Below are 20,528 nucleotides of genomic sequence, written 5' to 3'. Positions count from 1 at the left end.
ACATCCGCCATGTTTTGGCAACCCTCGAGCGAAGGCGAACGACGCCACCGTGGTCAGGAGTTCAGCGAGCCGCCATCCACCGTCAGGGTCACGCCAGTGGTAAAGCGGTTGTCGAGGAGGTAGCGCAGGCTCTGGTAGATCACGCCGGGGCCCGGCACCAGCCCCATCGCCGAGTGGCCGCGCACGGCCTCGCCGATCCCGGTATCGTCGTCGCCATTGAGCATCACCGGCCCCGGGGCGATGGCATTGACCTGGATACCGGGCGCGTAGAGCGCGGCGAACGAGCGGGTAAGGTTGTCGAGCCCCGCCTTGGTCGCGGCGTAAGCGACATGCTCGGGCATCCCGCGTGCCGCCAGGTGGTCGGTGATATGGACGATGTCGCGCTGCGGCTCGCTGCACGCCTCGAGCAGGTCGCGGCAGAGCCGGTTGATCAGATACGGCGCCTGCATGTGAACGTGGAACAATCGCTCGAAATGCGCCCCGCTGCCATCGTCCTCGGCATCCCCCGCCCAGGCCGCGGCGTTGTGGACGATCGCCCGCAGCGCGGACGTCTCGCCGCGCAAGCGCTCGATGAAGTCGAGAATGCCGGCCCGCTCGGCGAAATCGCCCTGCAGGGTGATCGCCCCGCGACGGCGCAACGCCTCGAGCGAGTCATGCTCGCGCCGATAGCCGACGATCAGCGGATGGCCGTCGTCGAGCAGCCGCTGGGCGCAGTAGTGGCCGACCCGCTGAGCGGCGCCGGTGATCAGGATCGGCGCCACGCTCACGAACGACTGCTCCCGTCCCGCGTCGCATCGGTCTCGAGCGCCGGGAACAGCGGCTTGCGCGGCGCGTAGGCGAAGACGTCGGAGAACACGTGTCCCGGCTCGAGCCCCAGCGGCGTCAGCGTATCGATGCAGGCATAGACCATCCCCGGCGAGCCGGAAAGGTAGACGTCATGGCCCGAGACGTCGTCCAGCGCGGCGGCCAGCGCCTCGTCGATCCGCCCCTGGTGGACGTGAACCCGTTCGTCCGCGAACCCGGGATCGAGCGGCTCCTCGGCGACGGCATGGAAGCTGAAGTTGGGGTGATCCGCGGCCCATTCGCGGGCCAGGCTCTCGAGATAGAAGTCGCGGCGTTCACGCACCGCCCACCAGAACATCACCGGCAGCGCGGAATCAGCGGCGAAGGCGGCCTCGAGCAGCGCCTTCATCTGGGCGAAGCCGGTGCCCGCGGCGATCAGCAACAGGGGCCGCGCGCTGTCGGGATCCAGCACGCAGTCACCACCGGGCAGGCGGATGGTGAGTCGACTCATGTGCTGCATCAGTTCGCGCAGACGCTGCGAATTGGCTCGTTCGGGCCAGTGCTGGATATGCAGTTCGATGCTGCCGTCGTCGCGATGGGCATTGGCGATCGAGAACGGTACCCAGGTGTCGTCGTCGAGCTTGAGTTCGAGATACTGCCCCGGGGCATGGGCCACGGCCTCGCTGCGTCCCTCGAGGCGTACGCGGAAGACGTCGGGGGTCAGGTCCTCCACCGAGGCGACCTGGCAGGTCAGAATCCTTGCCGTCATGCTTTCCTCATGATTGGTCGGGCAGGTTGATGCCGAGTTCCGCCCAGCGCGCGTCGACGCGTGCCTTGGTGCCCGCGTCCATGACGATCGGGCGGCCCCATTCGCGGTCGGTTTCGCCGGGCCACTTGTCGGTGGCGTCCAGGCCCATCTTCGAGCCCAGCCCGGCGACCGGCGAGGCGAAATCGAGATAGTCGATCGGGGTGTTCTCGACCATTACCGTATCACGCGCCGGGTCCATGCGCGTGGTGATCGCCCAGATCACGTCCTGCCAGTTGCGCGCATCGACATCGGCGTCGAGCACGATCACGAACTTGGTGTACATGAACTGGCGCAGGAAGCTCCACACGCCCATCATCACCCGCTTGGCATGCCCCGGATACTGCTTGTTCATGGTCACCACCGCCATGCGGTAGGAACAGCCTTCGGGCGGCAGGTAGAAGTCGACGATCTCGGGGAACTGCTTGCGCAGGATCGGCACGAACACCTCGTTGAGCGCCAGCCCCAGTATCGCCGGTTCATCCGGGGGGCGCCCGGTGTAGGTGGAATGGTAGAGGGGATCGCGGCGGTGGGTGATGCGTTCGACGGTGAACACCGGGAAGGTCTCGACCTCGTTGTAGTAGCCGGTGTGATCGCCGTAGGGCCCCTCCTCCGCGGTATCGCCGGGATGGATGAAGCCTTCGAGAACGATCTCCGCCGAGGCCGGCACCTCGAGTTCGGCGTGTCCGCACTTGACCAGCTCGGTGCGCGAGCCGCGCAGCAAGCCGGCGAAGGCATACTCCGAGAGCGTGTCCGGCACCGGCGTCACCGCACCGAGGATGGTCGCCGGGTCGGCGCCCAGCGCCACCGCCACCGGGAACGGCTCGCCGGGATGGGCCTTCTGCCACTCCTGGAAGTCCAGCGCGCCGCCGCGATGGGAGAGCCAACGCATGATCAGGCGATTCCTGCCGAGCTTCTGCTGACGATAGATCCCCAGGTTCTGACGCTCCTTGTGCGGGCCCCTAGTCACCACCAGCGCCCAGGTGACCAGCGGCGCGACGTCGCCCGGCCAGCAGTGCTGGATGGGAATGCGATCGAGATCGACGGCATCGCCCTCGAGCACCACCTCCTGCACCGGGGCCTTGCGCAGTGTCCTGGGTCCCATGCTCATCACCTGGCGGAACACCGGCAGCTTGTCGATGGCGTCGCGGAAGCCCTTGGGCGGCTCCGGCTCCTTGAGGAAGGCCAGCAGTTCGCCGACCTCGCGCAGTGCCGCCACGCTGTCCTGGCCCATGCCCAGCGCCACGCGGCGCGGCGTGCCGAACAGATTGCCCAGCACCGGCATGTCGTGACCCTTGACGTTCTCGAACAGCAGCGCCGGGCCGCCGGCACGCAGGGTGCGATCGCATATCTCGGTGATCTCGAGGTAGGGGTCGACCTCGGCGCTGATCCGCTGCAACTCGCCCTGCGCCTCGAGCGCCGCGACGAACTCGCGCAAGTCCTTATACTTCATATGGATTTCCGTGCCAGAACGCGAAAGGGGCAGCATAGCATGCCGCCCCTTTCGTTGACCGCTCATAGACCTTCGGCTCGACGATATATCTTGCCACACGTCAGCCCGGGGCAGGCCTGCGAGGAGGCGCTATGAACCCATCCTTGGGCGCTACCTAAGCTATCTGACCGCCATGGATGGCGGAAATGCCGGAATTGTAGGGAGCACTTTCCGGCCATGGCGTAGGACCTCCTCTGCGGCCTGTCCCCGAAGCCGCTTGCCTTGATCTAACCACCGAAGCGTTGAGAACTGGCCGTTGCGAGCGAAGGCGAGGCAAGGCGGAAAACAGCGACAAATCGTCAGGATGAACGATTTGGGCAGCTCCGCTGCTCGCAGAGCGAGCGACATGGACGTCGCGAGTCCAAAGCGGAGTTTACTTTAGTAAATGAGCAGCTTGACCGGGCTGGCGCACCAGCTGTTTTCCAACGCCGTATCGTCGAGCGCAGCAGGCCAGAATCAACGTCTTTTCATGGCCTCGAAAAACTCGATGTTGGTCTTGGTATCCTTGAGACGATCAATCAGGAACTCGGTCGCCGCGGTATCGTCCATCGGGTTGAGCAGCTTGCGCAGTATCCACATGCGCTGCATCTCCTCCTCGGAGGCGATCAGGTCCTCGCGCCGGGTGCCGCTGCGGCGGATGTTCATCGCCGGGTAGACGCGGCGCTCGGCCAGCTTGCGGTCGAGATGGGCTTCCATGTTGCCGGTGCCCTTGAACTCCTCGAAGATCACCTCGTCCATCTTCGAACCGGTATCGACCAGCGCGGTGGCGATGATCGTCAGGCTGCCGCCCTCCTCGATGTTGCGCGCCGCGCCGAAGAAGCGCTTGGGCTTTTCCAGGGCGTGGGCGTCGACGCCGCCGGTAAGCACCTTGCCCGACGACGGCACCACGGTGTTGTAGGCGCGCGCCAGGCGGGTGATGGAGTCGAGCAGGATCACCACGTCCTTCTTGTGCTCGACCAGCCGCTTGGCCTTCTCGATCACCATCTCGGCAACCTGCACGTGACGCGCCGGCGGCTCGTCGAAGGTCGAGGCGACCACTTCGCCGCGCACCGTGCGCGACATCTCGGTGACCTCCTCCGGACGCTCGTCGATCAGCAGCACGATCAGGTGGCACTCGGGATTGTTGCGGGTGATCGAGGTCGCGATGTTCTGCAGCATCAGCGTCTTGCCGGCCTTGGGCGGCGACACGATCAGCCCGCGCTGGCCCTTGCCGATGGGCGCGGTGAGGTCGATGATCCGCGAGGTCAGATCCTCGGTGGAACCGTTGCCGATCTCCATGAACATGCGTTCCTGGGGAAACAGCGGCGTCAGGTTCTCGAACAGGATCTTGTGCTTGGCGTTCTCGGGCTTGTCGAGGTTGATCTGGTTGACCTTCAACAGCGCGAAATAGCGTTCGCCCTCCTTGGGCGGGCGGATCTTGCCCGAGATCGAATCGCCCTTGCGCAGGTTGAAACGGCGGATCTGCGACGGCGAGACATAGATGTCGTCGGGCCCGGCCAGATAGGAGCTGTCGGCGCTGCGCAGGAAGCCGAAACCGTCCTGGAGGATCTCGAGAACGCCATCGCCGTAGATATCTTCACCGCTCTTGGCGTGCTTCTTGAGGATGGCGAAGATAATGTCCTGCTTGCGGGAGCGGGCGAGATTGTCGATGCCCATCTCCTGGGCGATCTCCAGCAGCTCCGGAACGGTCTTTTGCTTGAGTTCGGTAAGATTCATCTTTTGTTCAGAAATAGCTCATGTCAGCGTGGCGGCTTTGGGCCGATAGGACAGGAGGCGGTGACGGTACGCCGCGCGGTGCGTTCAGAACCCGATGTGAGCCTCTCGCCGGATGTGGGCATCGTATGGCGTCTCAGCGGGGAGGCCATGGATACTATCGGAATCGAGGGAGGCGCTGTTCCTTCGCCTGGTGTTACTTTCCTTCAATCAACGACTGCCAATCGACAGCGGAGATGAACAGCGGGTTTTCTGACGACTTGGAGTTGACCGCGGGGGCGGTCGGGAAGCTTTCGGAACAGGCGAACGCTTCGATACTAGTGAAGCGCGAAGACAAACGCAACCCCTGCGCGGCCCTGGTACTGCAAAAGGGCCGTGCTCCGCTGCCAGAGGACAGCGATCAGGCATCCAGCGCGGTTTCCATGAAGCTCGCCAGCTGGGTGTCGTCGAGGGCGCCGACCCGTGTGGCATCGAGGTCGCCGTCCTCGAACAGTGCCAGTGTCGGCATGCCGCGCACGCCATACTTCTGCGCCACGTAGGGGTCGCGGTCGACGTCGACCAGATAACAGCGCAACCGTTCGCGCTGCTGGACGGCGAGCCGCTCCAGGCGCGGAACCAGCGCCTGGCAGGGTTCGCACCACTCGGCGACGAACACCAGCAGCATGCTGCCCGAGGCCGACAGCTGTGCCTCGAGCGCGTCGCCGGAGAGCCATTCGATGGATGCTTCGGCCATGATCTCGATCCTTGGCTGGAGTGTGGGGTGGCCATGCCTTACCGCCGCCATTGGACGACGTCTGACGGCGATTGACAAGCCACCGGAGCGCCAGCAACCTTGCCCTATTGACCAGACAGGGACAGCACATGAGCAGGACGCCCGCCAACGCCGGGGAGCCGCGCCGCCTCGCGGCCATCGACCTGGGATCGAACAGCTTCCACCTGCTGGTGGCCAACGACCGTCAGGGCGAGCTGCAAGTGGTCGCCAAGCAGGGCGAGAAAGTCCAGCTGGCGGCCGGCCTGAACGACGACGAGCAGCTCGATGAAGCGGCCATGCAGCGAGCCCTGAGCTGCCTCGAACGCTTCGCGCCGTTCATCGAGGGCATACCGCCCCAGCAGCTGCGCGTGGTCGGCACCAACGCACTGCGCTCGGCCAGCAACAGCCAGACGTTGATCGCCCGCGCCGAGGCGCTGCTCGGCCACGAGATCGAGATCATCGCCGGGCGCGAGGAGGCACGGCTGATCTACCTGGGGGCGGCCCACGCGCTGGCCGACGTCCACGGCAAGCGGCTGATCGTCGATATCGGCGGCGGTTCGACCGAGCTGATCATCGGCGAGCAGTTCGAGCCGCTGGCCCTGGAAAGCCTGCACATGGGCTGCGTGGCCTATACCCAGCGCTTCTTCGCCAGTGGCGAGATCAGCGAGCGGCGCTTTCGCCAGGCCGAACTCGCCGCCCTGTCCGAGATCGCCAACATCCAGCGCCCCTATCGCGAGCTGGGCTGGAGCGACCCGGTCGGCTCGAGCGGCACCATCAAGGCCGTCGCCGCGGTACTCGCCGCCGCCGGCAACAGTCCCGAGGGGATCATCCAGCGCGACGGCCTCGAGCGACTGCGCAAGCGCCTGATCAAGTGCAAGCAGCTCGACAAGGTGGCCTTGGACGGGCTCAAGGCCGATCGCGCGCGGGTGTTCCCCGCCGGGGTGGCGATCCTCTGCGCGCTCTTCGAAGCCTTCGAACTCGAGCACATGCGCTATTCCGACGGCGCGCTGCGCGAAGGCGTGCTCTACGACCTGATCGGCCGCGACACCGCCGAGGATTCGCGGCTGCAGACCCTGGCCGCCCAGAAGCGCCGCTACGGCGTCGATCCACGCCAGGCCGGCAATGTTGCCGCCACCGCCATGGCCGCCTTTGCCCAGGTGCAACCGCACTGGCAGTTGAGCGACGAGGCCGGCCAGTTCCTGGCCTGGGCCGCCGAGCTTCATGAAATCGGCCTGGCCGTCTCGCACAGCCAGTTCCATCGTCACGGCGCCTACCTGCTCGAACACGCCGACCTGCCGGGGTTCTCGCGCCCCGAGCAACAGCTGCTGGCGTTTCTGGTGCGCTGCCACCGGCGCAAGTTCGCCGCCAAGGAGCTCGGGGCGCTGCCCGCCTCGCAGCAGCCGCGTTATGCGCGCCTGGCACGGCTGCTGCGCCTGGCGGTGGCGCTCAATCACTCCCGCCCCGAGCAGCCGATCATGGATTTCACGCTGGCCGTTCAGGGCGAGGCGCTGCATCTGACCCTGCCCGAAAATCTCAGCGAACATGCGCTGCTGCTCAACGACCTGCAACAGGAAGCCGGCTACCAACAGGCCGCCGGTTATGAGCTAAGCCTCGAGCCGCAGACCATCGAGGCCTGAGCGCACGACACGAGACAGCGATGCCTCCGGGCCTTGACCGGAAACTAGCGTTGCTCCCAACCCTCGGCGACGGCCACGCCCAGCACCGCGACCAGCGTCGTACCATGCCAGGCCAGCAATTGCCGGGACCGCTGCCAGGGCGGCACCCCGGCCTCCTGCAGCAGGCGCTTGACGTCACGCCGGCCGCGTCCGGCGACACGCAGCGATTCGCCGCCCTGGCGCAGGGTCAGCGTCAGCGGCTGCGGCGCGCTTCCCGCCGGCGCCAGGCGTGTCTCGACACGCCCCACCGGGGTCATCAGCGCTGTGTGGCCGTCCCATTCGCTTCGCCAGTCGTTCGGCAGCGGCTCCGGCGGCGCCTGCAGATAGATATGTCCTTGCCAGCGCCTGGCCTCCCCGCCCGGCCAGGCGACATGAACCTTCGCGTCGGCGCGCGCGCCGAGCTGGGCGAGCAGGGTCTCGAGGCGCGCCGCCGGTGGCGTCGGCAGGCCGAGGCGCTGGCAGGCGTAACGAATCAGCAGGCGCTGGCGGGCCGGGGAAAGCTGGCGCAGGACATCCAGCGCGAGCCGCGCCGGCACGCCACCGGCACGCGCCAGATCGAGCGCCGCCAGCTCGTCGAGCAGGGCGTCGGCTTCCGAGGCGCGTTCGGCAACGTCGGCAAGCGATGCCGCGGCCGCCGGCCAGCGTTCGCCAATCAGCGCCAGCACATCCCGGCGCAGGAAGTTACGGTCGAAGGTACTGTCGGCGTTGCTCGGATCGTCGCGCCAGCGTATGCCGAGCGCGGTGGCCTCCTCCGCCAGGCGCGCGCGGGTGACGCCCAGCAGCGGGCGAACCAGCTGCCGTCCCCGCCAGTCGCGCCGCGCCGGCATCGCCGCCAGCCCGCGTATGCCGCTGCCGCGCAGCGCGGCGAGCAGTACGCTCTCGGCCTGGTCGTCGGCGTGCTGGGCCAGCCACAGCGTCTCGCCCGGAGCGACACGCCGCGCGAAGGCCGCGTAGCGCGCCTCGCGGGCCGCCGCCTCGAGCCCCAGGCCGGCCCGCTCGACCGTGACCCGCTCGACGAACAGCGGCACGCCCAGCCGCGCGCACAGCGCCCCGCAGTGACGCTCGAAGTCGTCGGCGGCCGGTTGCAGGGCATGGTTGACGTGCAGGGCGTACAGCGGCCGGGGCACGCGGTGAACAGCGTGCGCGGCCAGGGTCAGCAACAGCGAGGAATCGAGCCCGCCCGACAGGGCCACCCAGACGACACGCCCCGGCGGTGTCTCCGCCAGGGCGCGATCAATGGTAGCTTGCAGGGACATTGAGAACCCTCCGGTCTAGCGGGGCCGCTCCGAGCGAAGGCCAGACCAGGCAAAAATCGGCGAGAAAGCGGACTAGGCTCGCATACGCGTTCACGAGCCGGTCAATGAGCAGGCCGGGTTCTTGTCCAACGCGCCGTATCGGCGAGCGCAGTAGCCGCTAGGCAATCAGGCCGGCGCGCCGTAGCTCATCAGGCGCGCATAGCGGCGCTCGAGCAGGGCATCGGTATCCATCGCCTGCAGGCGGTCGAGACTCGCCGTCAGCGATTCCTTGACGCGCTCGGCGGTGATCCGCGGATGCCGGTGGGCGCCGCCCACCGGCTCGTCGATCAGCGTATCGACGAAGCCCAGCTCCTTGAGGCGTTCGGCGGTGATGCCCATCGCCTGCGCCGCTTCCGAGGCCTTGTCGGCGCTCTTCCACAGGATCGACGCGCAGCCCTCCGGCGAGATCACCGAATAGGTCGAATACTGCAGCATGGCGAGTTCGTCGCACACGCCGATCGCCAGCGCGCCACCGGAACCGCCCTCGCCGATCACCGTGGCGACGATCGGCGTCTTGAGCCGCGACATCACCGCCAGGTTGTAGGCGATCGCCTCGGACTGGCCTCGCTCCTCGGCGTCGATGCCCGGGTAGGCGCCCGGGGTGTCGATGAAGGTCAGCACCGGCATCTTGAAGCGCTCGGCCATCTCCATCAGCCGGCAGGCCTTGCGATAGCCCTCGGGACGCGGCATGCCGAAGTTGCGGCGCACCTTCTCCTTGACGTCGCGCCCCTTCTGGTGGCCGATGATCATCACCGGCTTGTCGTCGAGCCGCGCGATGCCGCCGACGATCGCCGCGTCGTCGGCGAAGTGACGATCGCCGTGCAACTCGTCGAAGTCGCTGAACACCCGTTCGAGGTAGTCCAGCGTGTAGGGCCGCTGCGGGTGGCGCGAAAGCTGCGAGACCTGCCAGGCGGACAGGTCGCGGAAGATCGACTCGGTGAGCTTCTTGCTCTTCTCTTCGAGCTTGCCGATCTCGTCGCTGATGTTGATCTTGCTGTCATTGCCGACCAACCGCAGCTCCTCGATCTTGGCCTGCAGTTCGGCAATCGGCTGTTCGAAGTCCAGATAGTTGGGATTCATAGCGCTTCTGCTTTTGGAAATAGGCACGGGCAGCCTGGCGGCCACGGCGGTCTTGCGACGCTGCCACGATCGGCGTGCGGTAACCGCGTATTATCGCAGCTTGCTCGCCTCACGCAAGGTACGCGCGCGGTGGCGTCAGCCACGGTACTTGAGGCGAATGCCATCCTGGCCCTCGACGTCACGCAGCGCGGCGAGAAGCTCGTCGGCCGGCGAGACCTTCCAGTCGCCGCCCAGCTCCAGCCAGCCGCTGGCATGGTCGTTGCGATAGCGCACCCGAACCGGCAGACCGGCGTCGTTGCGCCATGGGTCGAGACTCGCCCGCAGGCTGGAAACGAAGCGCCCGTTGCAGCGGGCACCGTCCACCGACAGCTCGACGGCCTCGCCGTAGCGCGCCCGGGCGTCGACCATCGCCGTGATCTCCTTGCCGCGCAGCCGCAGCCCGCCGGAGTAGTCGTCGCTCTGTACCTCGCCTTCGACGATCAATACCTGATCGGTGCCCAGGTTGCCGCGGGCCTGATCGAAGAGTTCGCCGAACAGCGACGCCTCGATGCGGCCGGTGCGGTCGTCCAGCGTGACGAAGGCCATGGTGTCGCCGCGCTTGGACTTCATGGTACGCATCGCCACCACCAGCCCGGCGACCCGCTGCGGCTCGCGGGAGGGCTTGAGATCGCTGATCCGGGTCGACACGAAGCGCGTCAGCTCGTGCTCGTACTCGTCGATCGGGTGACCGGTGAGATACAGCCCCAGGGTGTCCTTCTCGCCCGCCAGGCGCTCCTTGTCGCTCCAGTCGCGCACGCCGCGGTAGTCGGCGTAGGCGTCGCCGGCCTCGGGCTCGCTGAATGCCTCGCCGAACATGTCCATCATGCCCAGGTTGGCGTTGGTGGTGCTCTGGGCGGCGGCCTTGAGCGCGTCCTCCAGGGCGGCGCCGAGCACCGCCCGCGACGGCCCCAGGTTGTCGAGCGCACCGGAGCGGATCAACGCTTCCAGGGTGCGCTTGTTCATGCGCTTGCCATCGACCCGGCGGCAGAAGTCGAACAGGTCGGAAAACGGCCCGCCGGCGCGGCGCGCCTCGACGATCGCGCCGATCGGTCCCTCGCCGACCCCGCGGATCGCGCCGAGCCCGTAGACCACCCGCCCCTCGTCGTCGACGGTGAACTTGTAGGCGCCGACGTTGACGTCGGGCGGGGTCACCGTGAGGCCCAGGTTGCGGCACTCCTCGATCAGCGGCACCACCTTGTCGAGGTTGTCCATCTCGGTGGACAGCACCGCGGCCATGAACGGCCCCGGGTAGTGCGCCTTGAGCCAGGCGGTCTGGTAGGAGACCAGGCCGTAGGCCGCCGAGTGCGACTTGTTGAAGCCGTAGCCGGCGAACTTTTCCACCAGGTCGAAGATGTTGCCCGCCAGCTCCTTGTCGATGCCGTTGTCCGCGCAGCCCTCCATGAAGCCGGCGCGCTGCTTGGCCATCTCCTCGGGCTTCTTCTTGCCCATCGCCCGGCGCAGCATGTCGGCCTGGCCCAGGCTGTAGCCCGCCAGCACCTGGGCGATCTGCATCACCTGCTCCTGGTAGAGGATGATGCCGTAGGTGGGCTCGAGCACCGGCTTGAGCAGTTCATGCTGGTAGTCCGGGTGCGGGAAGGAGAGCTCGGCGCGGCCGTGCTTGCGGTTGATGAAGTCGTCGACCATGCCCGACTGCAGCGGCCCGGGGCGGAACAGCGCGACCAGCGCGATCATGTCCTCCAGCGAGTCGGGCTGCAACCGCTTGATCAGCTCCTTCATGCCGCGCGATTCGAGCTGGAAGACGGCGGTGGTCTCGGCCTTCTTGAGCATGTCGAAGGTCGGCACGTCGTCGAGGGGAATGGTGTCGATGTTCAACGGGCCCTGACCGTCGCGAGCGCGCACCCTGTCGACCATCTCCAGCGCCCAGTCGATGATCGTCAGGGTACGCAGGCCGAGAAAGTCGAACTTGACCAGTCCGGCGTCCTCGATATCATTCTTGTCGAACTGCACCACCAGGCTGCCGCCGCCCTCGTCGCACAACAGCGGCGAGAAGTCGGTGAGCTTGGTCGGCGCGATCACCACCCCGCCGGCGTGCTTGCCGGTGCCGCGGGTGATGCCCTCGAGCTTGAGCGCCATGTCCCAGATCTCCTGCGCCTCCTCGTCATTGGCGAGGTAGTCGCGCAGCGCCTCCTCCTGCTCATGCGCCTTGGCCAGGGTCATGCCGACCTCGAAGGGGATCAGCTTGGAGAGCTTGTCGCCCAGCGAGTAGGGCTTGCCCTGGGCGCGCGCCACGTCGCGCACCACCGCCTTGGCGGCCATGGTGCCGAAGGTGACGATCTGCGACACCGCATCGCGGCCGTAGCGTTCGGCGACGTACTCGATGACGTCGTCGCGCTTTTCCATGCAGAAGTCGACGTCGAAGTCGGGCATCGAGACGCGTTCGGGGTTAAGGAAGCGCTCGAACAGCAGGTCGTATTCCAGCGGGTCGAGATCGGTGATCTTGAGCGCGTAGGCGACCAGCGAGCCGGCCCCGGAACCACGGCCCGGCCCCACCGGGATGTCGTTGTCCTTGGCCCACCGGATGAAGTCCATGACGATCAGGAAATAGCCCGGAAAGCCCATCTTGATGATGATGTCGAGCTCGAAGTCCAGCCGCTCGCGATAGGCGCTTTCGTGCTCGGCGCGATCGCGACCGGCGTAGATCGCCGCCTCGCCCTCGAACAGCTGCGTCAGGCGCTCGCTCAGGCCGTCGTGGGAGACCTTGCGGAAGAAGCCGTCGAGGGTCATCCCCTCGGGGATCGGGAATTCGGGCAGGAATATCTCGCCGAGCCGCACGTCGACGTTGCAGCGCGCGGCGATCATCACGCTGTTCTCGAGCGCCTCGGGGATGTCGGCGAACAGTTCGGCCATCTCCGCCGGGCTCTTGAGGTACTGCTCCTCGCTGTAGCGACGCTCGCGCCGGCGGTCGTCGAGCGCCTTGCCCTCGCCGATCGAGACCCGGGTCTCGTGGGCCCAGAAATCCTCGCGGGTTAGGAAACGCACGTCGTTGGTCGCCACCACCGGGGTCGCGGTCTCGCCGGCCAGCTCCACCGACAGGTGCAGGCACTCCTCGTCGTACTGGCGCTCGGTACGTTGCAGTTCGAGATAGAAGCGCCCGGGAAAGTGCTGCTGCCACTCCTCGAGCACCGTGCGCGCCCCGGCCTGGTGACCGGCGAGAAGAAAGCGTCCGATCTCGCCCTCCCGCGCGCCCGACAGCGCGATGAGCCCTTCGCTCTGGGCGAAGATCCACTCCTTCTTGAGCACCGAGATACCCTGCCGCTGGCCTTCCAGCCAGCCCCGCGAGATCAGCTCGGTAAGATTTCGGTAGCCGACGTCGTTCATCGCCAGCAGCGTCAGCCGGTAGGGATGACTGTCGTCGAAGGGGTTCTCGAGCCACAGGTCGGCGCCGATGATCGGCTTGAGGCCGGCGCCGAGCGCCGCCTTGTAGCCCTTGACCAGGCCGAACAGGTTGGCCTCGTCGGTAACCGCCATCGCCGGCATGCCGGCCTCGGCGGTCGCCGCGACCAGCGGCTTGAGGCGTACCAGGCCATCGACGAGGGAATATTCGCTGTGGACGCGGAGGTGAACGAAAGGCGTGGTCATATCGGGCTCGCGGTTGTTCGGCGATCGGGACCGGCATGCGCTCGTGATGCGGCAGCGCCGGGTCGGTCAGAAACGGTAAGCAACGCTTAGAATAGGTCGAGCTGTCTTTTGACGGGGGCGAACGAGCGTCGATGCTCGGGTAACGGACCCAGCCGCTCCAGGGCCGCCAGGTGTTCGGGCGTCGGGTATCCCTTGTGCCGGGCGAAGCCGTACTCCGGGAAGCGCTCGTGCAGCGCCACCATCTGCGCATCGCGGGCCACCTTGGCGAGGATCGAGGCCGCGCCGATGGCCGGGTGGCGGGCGTCCCCCTTGACCACCGCCTGGCCGGGACAATGATGCCCGGGAAGGCGGTTACCGTCGACCAGCAGGTATTCGGCGGCGATCAGCAGGCCATCGATCGCCCGGCGCATCGCCAGGTGAGTGGCGTGATAGATATTGAGCTCGTCGATCTCGGCGGGCGTCGCCTCGGCCACGGCGAAGGCCAGCGCCTGGCCGCGAATCGCTGCATCGAGGGTCAGCCGGCGCTGCTCGCCGAGTGCCTTGGAATCGCCCAGCCCGTCGATCGGCCGACACGGATCGAGAATCACCGCGGCGGCGACTACCGAGCCGATCAGCGGCCCGCGGCCGACCTCGTCGACCCCGGCCAGGCGCTCGCCGGCGTAATCGATGACCCGTTCGGCCTCGCCGTCGAGTCCACGCAGGGTATGCGTCACACCCGGGCTGGCCAGCGCGATGGTCATTGTCGCTCTCCTCTACCCTTGTCCTCGCCGCCAGACTCGCCGCCGGCAACTGCGCCGACAGCGTCCTCGCTCGGCTCGCCCGGCAATGTCCGGCGCGCCGCCACCGCCAGCACCGCCTCGGCGGCACGCTCGCTGGCGCCGCGCTGCAGCGTGGCATGCAGCGTGGCGAAGCGCGTCTCCATGGCCTGGCGCGCCGCGACATCGTCGAGCCACTGGGCCAGCGCCGCGGCGATCGCCTGCGGCGTCGCGGCGTGCTGAATCAGCTCCGGTACCAAGGTCTCACGGGCGATCAGGTTGGGCAACGAGATCCATTCGGTCTTGACCATGTGCCGGGCCAGCCAATGGGTCGCCGGCGCCATCTTGTAGGCCACCACCATCGGTCGATGGCAGAGCATCGCCTCCAGCGCCGCGGTGCCCGAGGCCAGCAATACCGCGTCGCTGGCGACCATCGCCTCCCGCGAGCGGCCATCGATCAGGAGAACCCGCCCGGCCAGGCGCGGATGCTCGGCCAGCAGCGCCTCGAGTTCGCCGCGCCGCGCCGCGGAGGCCGCCGGAATCACCAGTTGCAGGCCGTCGACGCTCTCCATCAGCTGCTCGGCGGCGGCCAGGAAGGTGGCGCCCAGAAAGCGGATCTCGTTGCCGCGCGAGCCGGGCAGTACCGCCAGCACCGGGCGTTCGGCGTCAAGTCCCAGCGCGTGCCGGGCGGCCTGCCGGTCGTTGGCAAGCGGCAGTTCGTCGGCCAGCGGGTGACCGACGAAGGCCACCGGTACCCGGTGACGGGCGTAGAAGGCCGCCTCGAAGGGCAGAAAGGTCAGCATCGCATCCACCGACCTGGCGATGCCCTTGACGCGGCCCTGGCGCCAGGCCCACACCGAGGGACTGACGTAGTGCGCGGTGGCGATGCCCGCCTCGCGCAGTTGACGCTCGAGGCCCAGGTTGAAGTCCGGCGCATCGATGCCGACCATCGCGTCCGGCTGCCAGGCCAGCGCGTCGCGCTTGAGGTGACGGCGAACGCGGATCAGCCCCGGCAGGTGCTTGAGCACCTCGACCAGGCCCATCACCGACAGGGTTTCCAGCGGATAGAGGCTATCGAGACCCTCGGCGATCATCCGCGGGCCGCCGATGCCGCGAAACCGTACCTCGGGATGGCGCGCCCTGAGCGCCCGCATCAGCCCCACGCCGAGAATGTCCCCCGACAGCTCGCCGGCGACCAGGTAGATCTTCATGGCTCAGCGAATGATACCGCGGGTCGAGACGCGCAATGAGTCGCTGAAAGCGGTGACCTCGGGCAGGTCGGCATAGCGTGCATCGATTTCGGCGAGCGCCTGTTCGAGCGTCAGCCCCTGGCGATAGACCAGCCGATAGGCCTCGGACAGCGCCTTCAACGCCTCGCGCGAAAAGCCGCGACGCTTGAGCCCGACCAGATTGAGCCCGTGGGCCTGGCCCGGGTTGCCGTTGACCATCAGGTAGGCGGGGATGTCCTTGGTGATGATCGAGCCGCCGCCGCACATCGCGTGGATGCCGACATGGCAGAACTGGTGGATCGCGCTGAGTCCGCCGAGGATGACGAAGTCGCCCAGCGTGACGTGGCCGCCCAGCGTCGCCTGGTTGGCGAGGATGCAGTCGTCGCCGATCAGACAGTCGTGACCGACATGCGCGTAGGCCATGAACAGGTTGCGGCTGCCGATCGTCGTCACGCCACGGTCCTGGACGGTGCCCCGATGCAGGGTCACGCCCTCGCGCACGACGTTGTCGTCGCCCATTTCCAGACGCGTCGGCTCACCGGCATACTTCTTGTCCTGACACTCCTCGCCGACCGAGGCGAACTGGAAGATGCGGTTACGCCGGCCGAGCCGGGTCGGCCCCTGGAGTACCACGTGCGGGCCGATCCGGCTGCCGGCGCCGATCTCGACATCGGCGCCGATCACGCTGAACGGCCCCACCTCGACGTCGTCGGCCAGTTGCGCACCGGGATCGACGATGGCGGTTGGATGAATCAAGCGACCTTCCTCTCGGCACAGATGATATCGGCTTCGCAGACCAGTTCGTTGTCGACCGTGGCGCGACAGGCGAACTTCCAGATGCCGCGCTTGGCAAAGATCACCCGGGCTTCCAGGCGCAGCTGGTCGCCGGGCAGCGCGGGGCGCTTGAGACGCACGTTGTCGCTGCCTACATAGTAGTAAACGTAACCGTCGCGGGGCAGCTTGTTGACCGTCTTGAAGCCCAGGATCCCCGCCGCCTGCGCCAACGCCTCGATGATCAGTACGCCGGGCATGATCGGGTGGTGCGGGAAATGTCCGTTGAAGAAGGGTTCGTTGATGCTGACGTTCTTGTGGGCAACGATGTATTCGCCGTGCTCCAGCTCCGTCACCCGATCGACCAGCAGGAACGGGTAGCGGTGAGGGAGATACTCCCGAATTTCGTTGATGTCCATTACCATCGATGCAACCTCTGAAAGTGCGTCACGCTTGCCCGGGCGGCGCAGGCAATACCGGGGGGCCCGCTGCCTGTAAAGTGACGGGGGATTATAGCGTTGCTGCCTGCGTCTTACAGCCTCAAGACTGACGCGCGTCGCGCTCGAGCCGGGTCAGGCGCTTGGCGATATCGTCCAGCTGCTTGAAACGCACGGCGTTCTTGCGCCATAGCGCGTTCTGCATGGAACCCGTGCCCGAGGAGTAAACGCCGGGCTCGGTGATCGAATTGGTGACCAGGCTCATGCCGGTGATCTGGACCCCGTCGCAGATCGTCAGATGGCCCGAGAGCCCCACCCCGCCACCGAGCATGCAGTGGCGCCCGACCCTGGTGGAACCGGCGATGCCCACGCAGCCGGCAAGCGCGCTGTGCGCGCCGATCTGCACGTTGTGGGCGATCTGTACTTGGCTGTCGATCTTGACGTCGTCGCCGATCAGGGTGTCGCCCAGCGCGCCGCGGTCGACGCTCGAGCAACTCCCCACTTCGACGTCGTCGCCGATGATCACGCCGCCCAGCTGGGCTATCTTGTGCCAGCGCGCACCGTCATGGGCAAAACCGAAGCCATCGGCGCCGATCACGCAGCCGCTGTGCAGGATGGCACGTTCGCCGATGGTCACGCCGTGATAGACGGTGACGTTGGCGTGCAGCCGCGAACCGGCACCCAGCGACGAGTCGGCGCCCACCACGCTGCCGGGACCGATCACCACATCGTCACCGATGACCGCGCCGCGCTCGACGACCGCCTGGGCCTCGATACGCACGTTGGCGCCCAGCGAGACGCCTTCGGCGACCACCGCCGAGGGATGCACCCCGGCCTCCTGGGGCATCGCCATGGGATCGAAGAGCCGCGAGAGCTCGGCGTAGGCCAGGTAGGGGTTGTCCAGTTCGAGACGCGCCACCGGGCAGTCGGCGACGTGGGCCGGATGCAACAGCACGGCCGCCGCCCGCGTGTCGGGGAGGTACTTGAGATACGCCTTGTTGGCCAGGAAGCTGACATCGTCCGGGCCGGCGTCGCTGAGCGTCGCCAGGCCGCTGACCCGGCGCGCGCCATCACCGACCAGCGTCGCCCCCAGTCTCGAAGCCAGCTCGTCCAGCGAGCAGGAAAAGGTCTTGGTTGTCTTCATGTCATCGGCGAGGCCGGCGCCTGGACGCTCGGCACCTCAGTTGGCATTGAGGATATCGGTCACTTCCTGAGTCAGGTCGAGGCCGTCGTCCATGTGGATGACGGCGTCACGGTCGACGACCACCTGCACGTCGTGACGCGCGACGACCCGCTCGATCGCCTGGTCGAGACGCGGCTTGGCCGACTCGAGGAAGGCCTGCTCTTTCTGCTGTTGGGTCTGCTGCAAGCGGGCGCGCAGTTGCTGGAACTGACCGCCCTTCTGGCGCAGCTCCTGCTGGAGCTGGCTGCGTTCGCTTTCCGACATCACCGCGCCGTCCTGCTGCAACTTCTGCTGGAGCTGCTGCAGCTCCTCGCCGAGCTGCTCGGCCTGCTGACGCTGGCTACTGGTCTGATTGCGCAATTCGTTCATCGAGCGCTGCGCCGCGTCGGACTGCATCAGGGCCTCGCGCCAGTCGAGCACCGCGACATCGGTGGCATAGGCAGGGGCGGCCAGCGCCCCCAGAAGGCACAGGACGCCGGTCAGTTTACGCATGCTCGTCTCCTTGGTTGAAGCCACGGCCGCCATCAGAAGGTCTGGCCGAGTGAGAACTGGAAGACCTGGGAGTCGTCGTCGCTCTTCTCGTTGAGCGGCTTGGCGACACTGAAGGTCAGCGGCCCCACCGGGGTCAACCAGGAAAGCCCCAGGCCGGCGCTGTAGCGCAGCTCGTCGAGGTGAACGCCACTCTCGCAGCTCGATTCGTAGCCCTCGGGCACGTCATAGCAATCGGTCAGGTAGGTGTTGCCGGCATCGATGAATACCGATGTCTGCAGCGAGCGGCGATCCTCGATGAAGGGGAACGGGTAGATCAGCTCGACGGAGCCCTCGAGGAGCACGTTGCCGCCCAGGGTGTCCTCGGCGCCGCCGTCGTTGGGATCGGTGGTCTTCGGCCCCAGCGTGTTGCCCGAGAAGCCGCGCACCGAGCCCAGGCCACCGGAATAGAAGTTCTCGTAGAACGGATAGGGATCGTTGCCGATGGTATCGGCGTAGCCCAGCGAGGAAGAGAACTTGAGCGACCAGTCGGGGCTCAGTTCGAACAGCTTCTGGCCGCGATAGCGCAGCTTGTAGTATTCGGCGTCCGAACCCGGCACCGCGGTTTCCAGCGACACACGCTGGTAGCTGCCCGCGGTCGGCAGGATACCGCGATTGAGGTTGTTGCGGGTCCAGCTGGCGGTCAGCTTGTAGCTGGCCGCGTCCTCGCCCTGGCTGTCGACGTATTCGACGATCTCCACCGGCGTGTCGTCATAGGTCTCGACGCTCAGGTCCTCGAGCCCCACACCGAAGTTCAGGCGGCTGAGATCGTTGATCGGGTAGCCGAAATTGATGCTGCCGCCGTAGGAATCGGTCGAGTAGGTCGAGATGTCGGAATCTTCGTAATCGGTCTCGCGGTAGAACAGGTTGTAGCCGCGCGAGATCCCGTCGAGCGTCCAGTAGGGATCGGTGAAGCCGAAGTTCAGGTTGGTGTAGGTGTCGCTGCGCTGCGCGCCGACATCGACCTTGTTGCCGGTACCCAGGAAGTTCTTCTGCGACAGCGAGGCGCCGTAGATCACCCCGGCGGTCTGCGAGAAGCCGACGCTCGCCGAGATGGAACCGGACGGCTGCTCCTCGACGTTATAGTTGACGTCGACCTGGTCGGGTTCGCCGGCGACCGGACGGGTCTCGACATCGACCTGGCGGAAGAAACCCAGCCGCTCGAGGCGCTGCTTGGACTGGCTGATCTTGTCGGTGGACGCCGGCGCACCCTCCATCTGGATCATCTCGCGACGCAGCACCTCGTCCTGGGTGGTGGTGTTGCCCTCGAAGTTGATGCGCCGCACGTAGGCCCGCCGCCCGGGCTCGACCAGGAACGTCACATCGACGGTGTCGCCGTTCTCGTCGACCTCGGGCACGCTCTCGACGTTGGCGAAGGCGAAGCCCTCGGCGCCGAGCTTCTGGCGCAATGCCTCGGCGGATTCGGTGAGCGTGCTGCGCGAGTAGAAGTCGCCCGATTCGGCGGTGACCAGCGAGCGCGCCTCGCGCTCAGTGATCTTGATATCGCCGGCGAAGCCGATCTCGTCGATACGGTAACGCTTGCCCTCGTCGACGTTGATGGTGACGAAGATCTTCGACTTGTCGGGGCTGATCGCGACCTGGGTCGAGGTGATGGCGAAATTCACGTAGCCACGATCGAGGTAATAGGAGCGCAACGACTCGAGATCGCCGGAAAGTTTCTCGCGGGAGTACTCGTCGTCGGAGAACCAGCCGAACAGCCAGCCCGGACGGTCTTCGAGCTGCAGCAGCTCGCGCAGGGTCTCGTCGTCGAACGCCTGGTTGCCGACGATGTTGATCTGGCGAATCTTGGCGACCGCCCCCTCGTTGACGTCGATGTTGACCTGCACGCGATTGCGATCGACGGGTTCGACCGAGGCCTCGATGCTGGCGCTGTAGCGGCCCTGGGAGTGATAGAGCTGTTCCAGCTGACGCTGGACGTCCTCGAGCGAGGCCCGCTGCAGGACCTGGCCCTCGGCCAGCCCGGCATCCGACAAGCCCGTGCGCAGATCCTCGTCGGATATCTGCGAATTGCCGTCGATCTCGATACGCGAAATCGAGGGGCGCTCCTCGACGTGAATGACCAGCACGTCGTTGTCGCGGGCCAGGCTGACATCCTCGAACAGCCCGGTGTCGAAGAGCTGCTTGGCCGCGTCGGCCAGTTCACGGTCGTCGAGGCGCTCGTTGGCGGAAACCGGAAAGGCGTTGAAGACGGAAGCGGCCGAAACCCGCTGCAGCCCCTCCACGCGAATGTCGGAAACCGTGAAGGGGGCCGCCTGGGCCATTTGGGTGCTGCATAGCAGCAGTGCCGCCAATCCGATGGTCTTGAGTTTCATGCAGTCGCTTCGCTCGAGTTGTTCCGCCGGCTCGCTGAACAGGCACCTTATACATTTA

General features: G+C 66.6%; 16 protein-coding genes. 1 reads left to right on the top strand and 15 read right to left on the bottom strand.

The window, feature by feature from the left end:
- Window positions 1-53 precede the first annotated feature (53 nt).
- From folM to HR9077_RS19760, 5 genes are all read right to left on the bottom strand, one after another.
- Window positions 54-767 (bottom strand): dihydromonapterin reductase, encoded by a 714-nt coding sequence (gene folM / locus HR9077_RS19780; RefSeq protein ID WP_136069018.1) that lies wholly within the window; start codon window positions 765-767, stop codon window positions 54-56.
- Window positions 764-1,552, bottom strand: coding sequence for an NAD(P)H-flavin reductase (locus HR9077_RS19775; protein ID WP_136069017.1), 789 nt, complete (start codon window positions 1,550-1,552; stop codon window positions 764-766). Before HR9077_RS19775 ends, folM begins: the two co-directional genes overlap by 4 nt.
- A 7-nt stretch (window positions 1,553-1,559) precedes the next feature.
- Window positions 1,560-3,041, bottom strand: a complete 1,482-nt coding sequence (gene ubiD, locus HR9077_RS19770) for a 4-hydroxy-3-polyprenylbenzoate decarboxylase (protein ID WP_136069016.1) — start codon at window positions 3,039-3,041, stop codon at window positions 1,560-1,562.
- 495 nt (window positions 3,042-3,536) lie between these two features.
- Window positions 3,537-4,796: a transcription termination factor Rho gene (gene rho / locus HR9077_RS19765; protein WP_136069015.1), complete on the bottom strand. Its 1,260-nt coding sequence runs from the start codon at window positions 4,794-4,796 to the stop codon at window positions 3,537-3,539.
- 397 nt (window positions 4,797-5,193) lie between these two features.
- On the bottom strand, window positions 5,194-5,526 hold the full coding sequence (locus tag HR9077_RS19760; RefSeq protein ID WP_168381001.1) for a thioredoxin family protein: 333 nt from the start codon (window positions 5,524-5,526) through the stop codon (window positions 5,194-5,196).
- A gap of 128 nt (window positions 5,527-5,654) precedes the next feature.
- Here HR9077_RS19760 and ppx point away from each other — a divergent pair, with 128 nt between their 5' ends.
- Window positions 5,655-7,181: an exopolyphosphatase gene (gene ppx, locus HR9077_RS19755; protein ID WP_136069013.1), complete on the top strand. Its 1,527-nt coding sequence runs from the start codon at window positions 5,655-5,657 to the stop codon at window positions 7,179-7,181.
- Window positions 7,182-7,225: 44 nt separating this feature from the next.
- Here ppx and tilS read toward each other — a convergent pair whose 3' ends face one another.
- From tilS to bamA, 10 genes are all read right to left on the bottom strand, one after another.
- Entirely contained in the window at window positions 7,226-8,476 is a 1,251-nt protein-coding gene (gene tilS, locus HR9077_RS19750) for a tRNA lysidine(34) synthetase TilS (protein WP_136069012.1), read from the bottom strand.
- 165 nt (window positions 8,477-8,641) lie between these two features.
- The gene (locus HR9077_RS19745; protein ID WP_136069011.1) at window positions 8,642-9,595 is read right to left on the bottom strand and encodes an acetyl-CoA carboxylase carboxyltransferase subunit alpha; all 954 of its coding nucleotides are present in this window, start codon (window positions 9,593-9,595) and stop codon (window positions 8,642-8,644) included.
- Window positions 9,596-9,730: 135 nt separating this feature from the next.
- On the bottom strand, window positions 9,731-13,234 hold the full coding sequence (dnaE, locus tag HR9077_RS19740; protein ID WP_136069010.1) for a DNA polymerase III subunit alpha: 3,504 nt from the start codon (window positions 13,232-13,234) through the stop codon (window positions 9,731-9,733).
- Between the two features lie 86 nt (window positions 13,235-13,320).
- The gene (gene rnhB, locus HR9077_RS19735) at window positions 13,321-13,974 is read right to left on the bottom strand and encodes a ribonuclease HII (protein WP_136069009.1); all 654 of its coding nucleotides are present in this window, start codon (window positions 13,972-13,974) and stop codon (window positions 13,321-13,323) included.
- Window positions 13,971-15,200: a lipid-A-disaccharide synthase gene (lpxB, locus tag HR9077_RS19730; protein ID WP_136069008.1), complete on the bottom strand. Its 1,230-nt coding sequence runs from the start codon at window positions 15,198-15,200 to the stop codon at window positions 13,971-13,973. Before lpxB ends, rnhB begins: the two co-directional genes overlap by 4 nt.
- A 3-nt stretch (window positions 15,201-15,203) precedes the next feature.
- Complete coding sequence (gene lpxA, locus HR9077_RS19725; RefSeq protein WP_136069007.1) at window positions 15,204-15,974, bottom strand: acyl-ACP--UDP-N-acetylglucosamine O-acyltransferase; 771 nt, start codon at window positions 15,972-15,974, stop codon at window positions 15,204-15,206.
- Window positions 15,971-16,414, bottom strand: coding sequence for a 3-hydroxyacyl-ACP dehydratase FabZ (gene fabZ, locus HR9077_RS19720; protein ID WP_136069006.1), 444 nt, complete (start codon window positions 16,412-16,414; stop codon window positions 15,971-15,973). The genes lpxA and fabZ overlap by 4 nt, the downstream gene beginning before the upstream one ends.
- Before the next feature lie 115 nt (window positions 16,415-16,529).
- Window positions 16,530-17,570, bottom strand: a complete 1,041-nt coding sequence (gene lpxD / locus HR9077_RS19715; protein WP_136069005.1) for a UDP-3-O-(3-hydroxymyristoyl)glucosamine N-acyltransferase — start codon at window positions 17,568-17,570, stop codon at window positions 16,530-16,532.
- Between the two features lie 36 nt (window positions 17,571-17,606).
- Window positions 17,607-18,101, bottom strand: coding sequence for an OmpH/Skp family outer membrane protein (locus HR9077_RS19710; protein WP_136069004.1), 495 nt, complete (start codon window positions 18,099-18,101; stop codon window positions 17,607-17,609).
- A 32-nt stretch (window positions 18,102-18,133) separates the two neighbouring features.
- Complete coding sequence (gene bamA / locus HR9077_RS19705; RefSeq protein ID WP_210725982.1) at window positions 18,134-20,470, bottom strand: outer membrane protein assembly factor BamA; 2,337 nt, start codon at window positions 20,468-20,470, stop codon at window positions 18,134-18,136.
- Between the last annotated feature and the right edge of the window lie 58 nt (window positions 20,471-20,528).

The organism is Modicisalibacter radicis (genome assembly GCF_900961225.1).
GTDB lineage: Bacteria > Pseudomonadota > Gammaproteobacteria > Pseudomonadales > Halomonadaceae > Modicisalibacter.
Note: the sequence above shows the minus strand (reverse complement) of the source record. Positions and strands in the feature narration are given on the sequence as shown.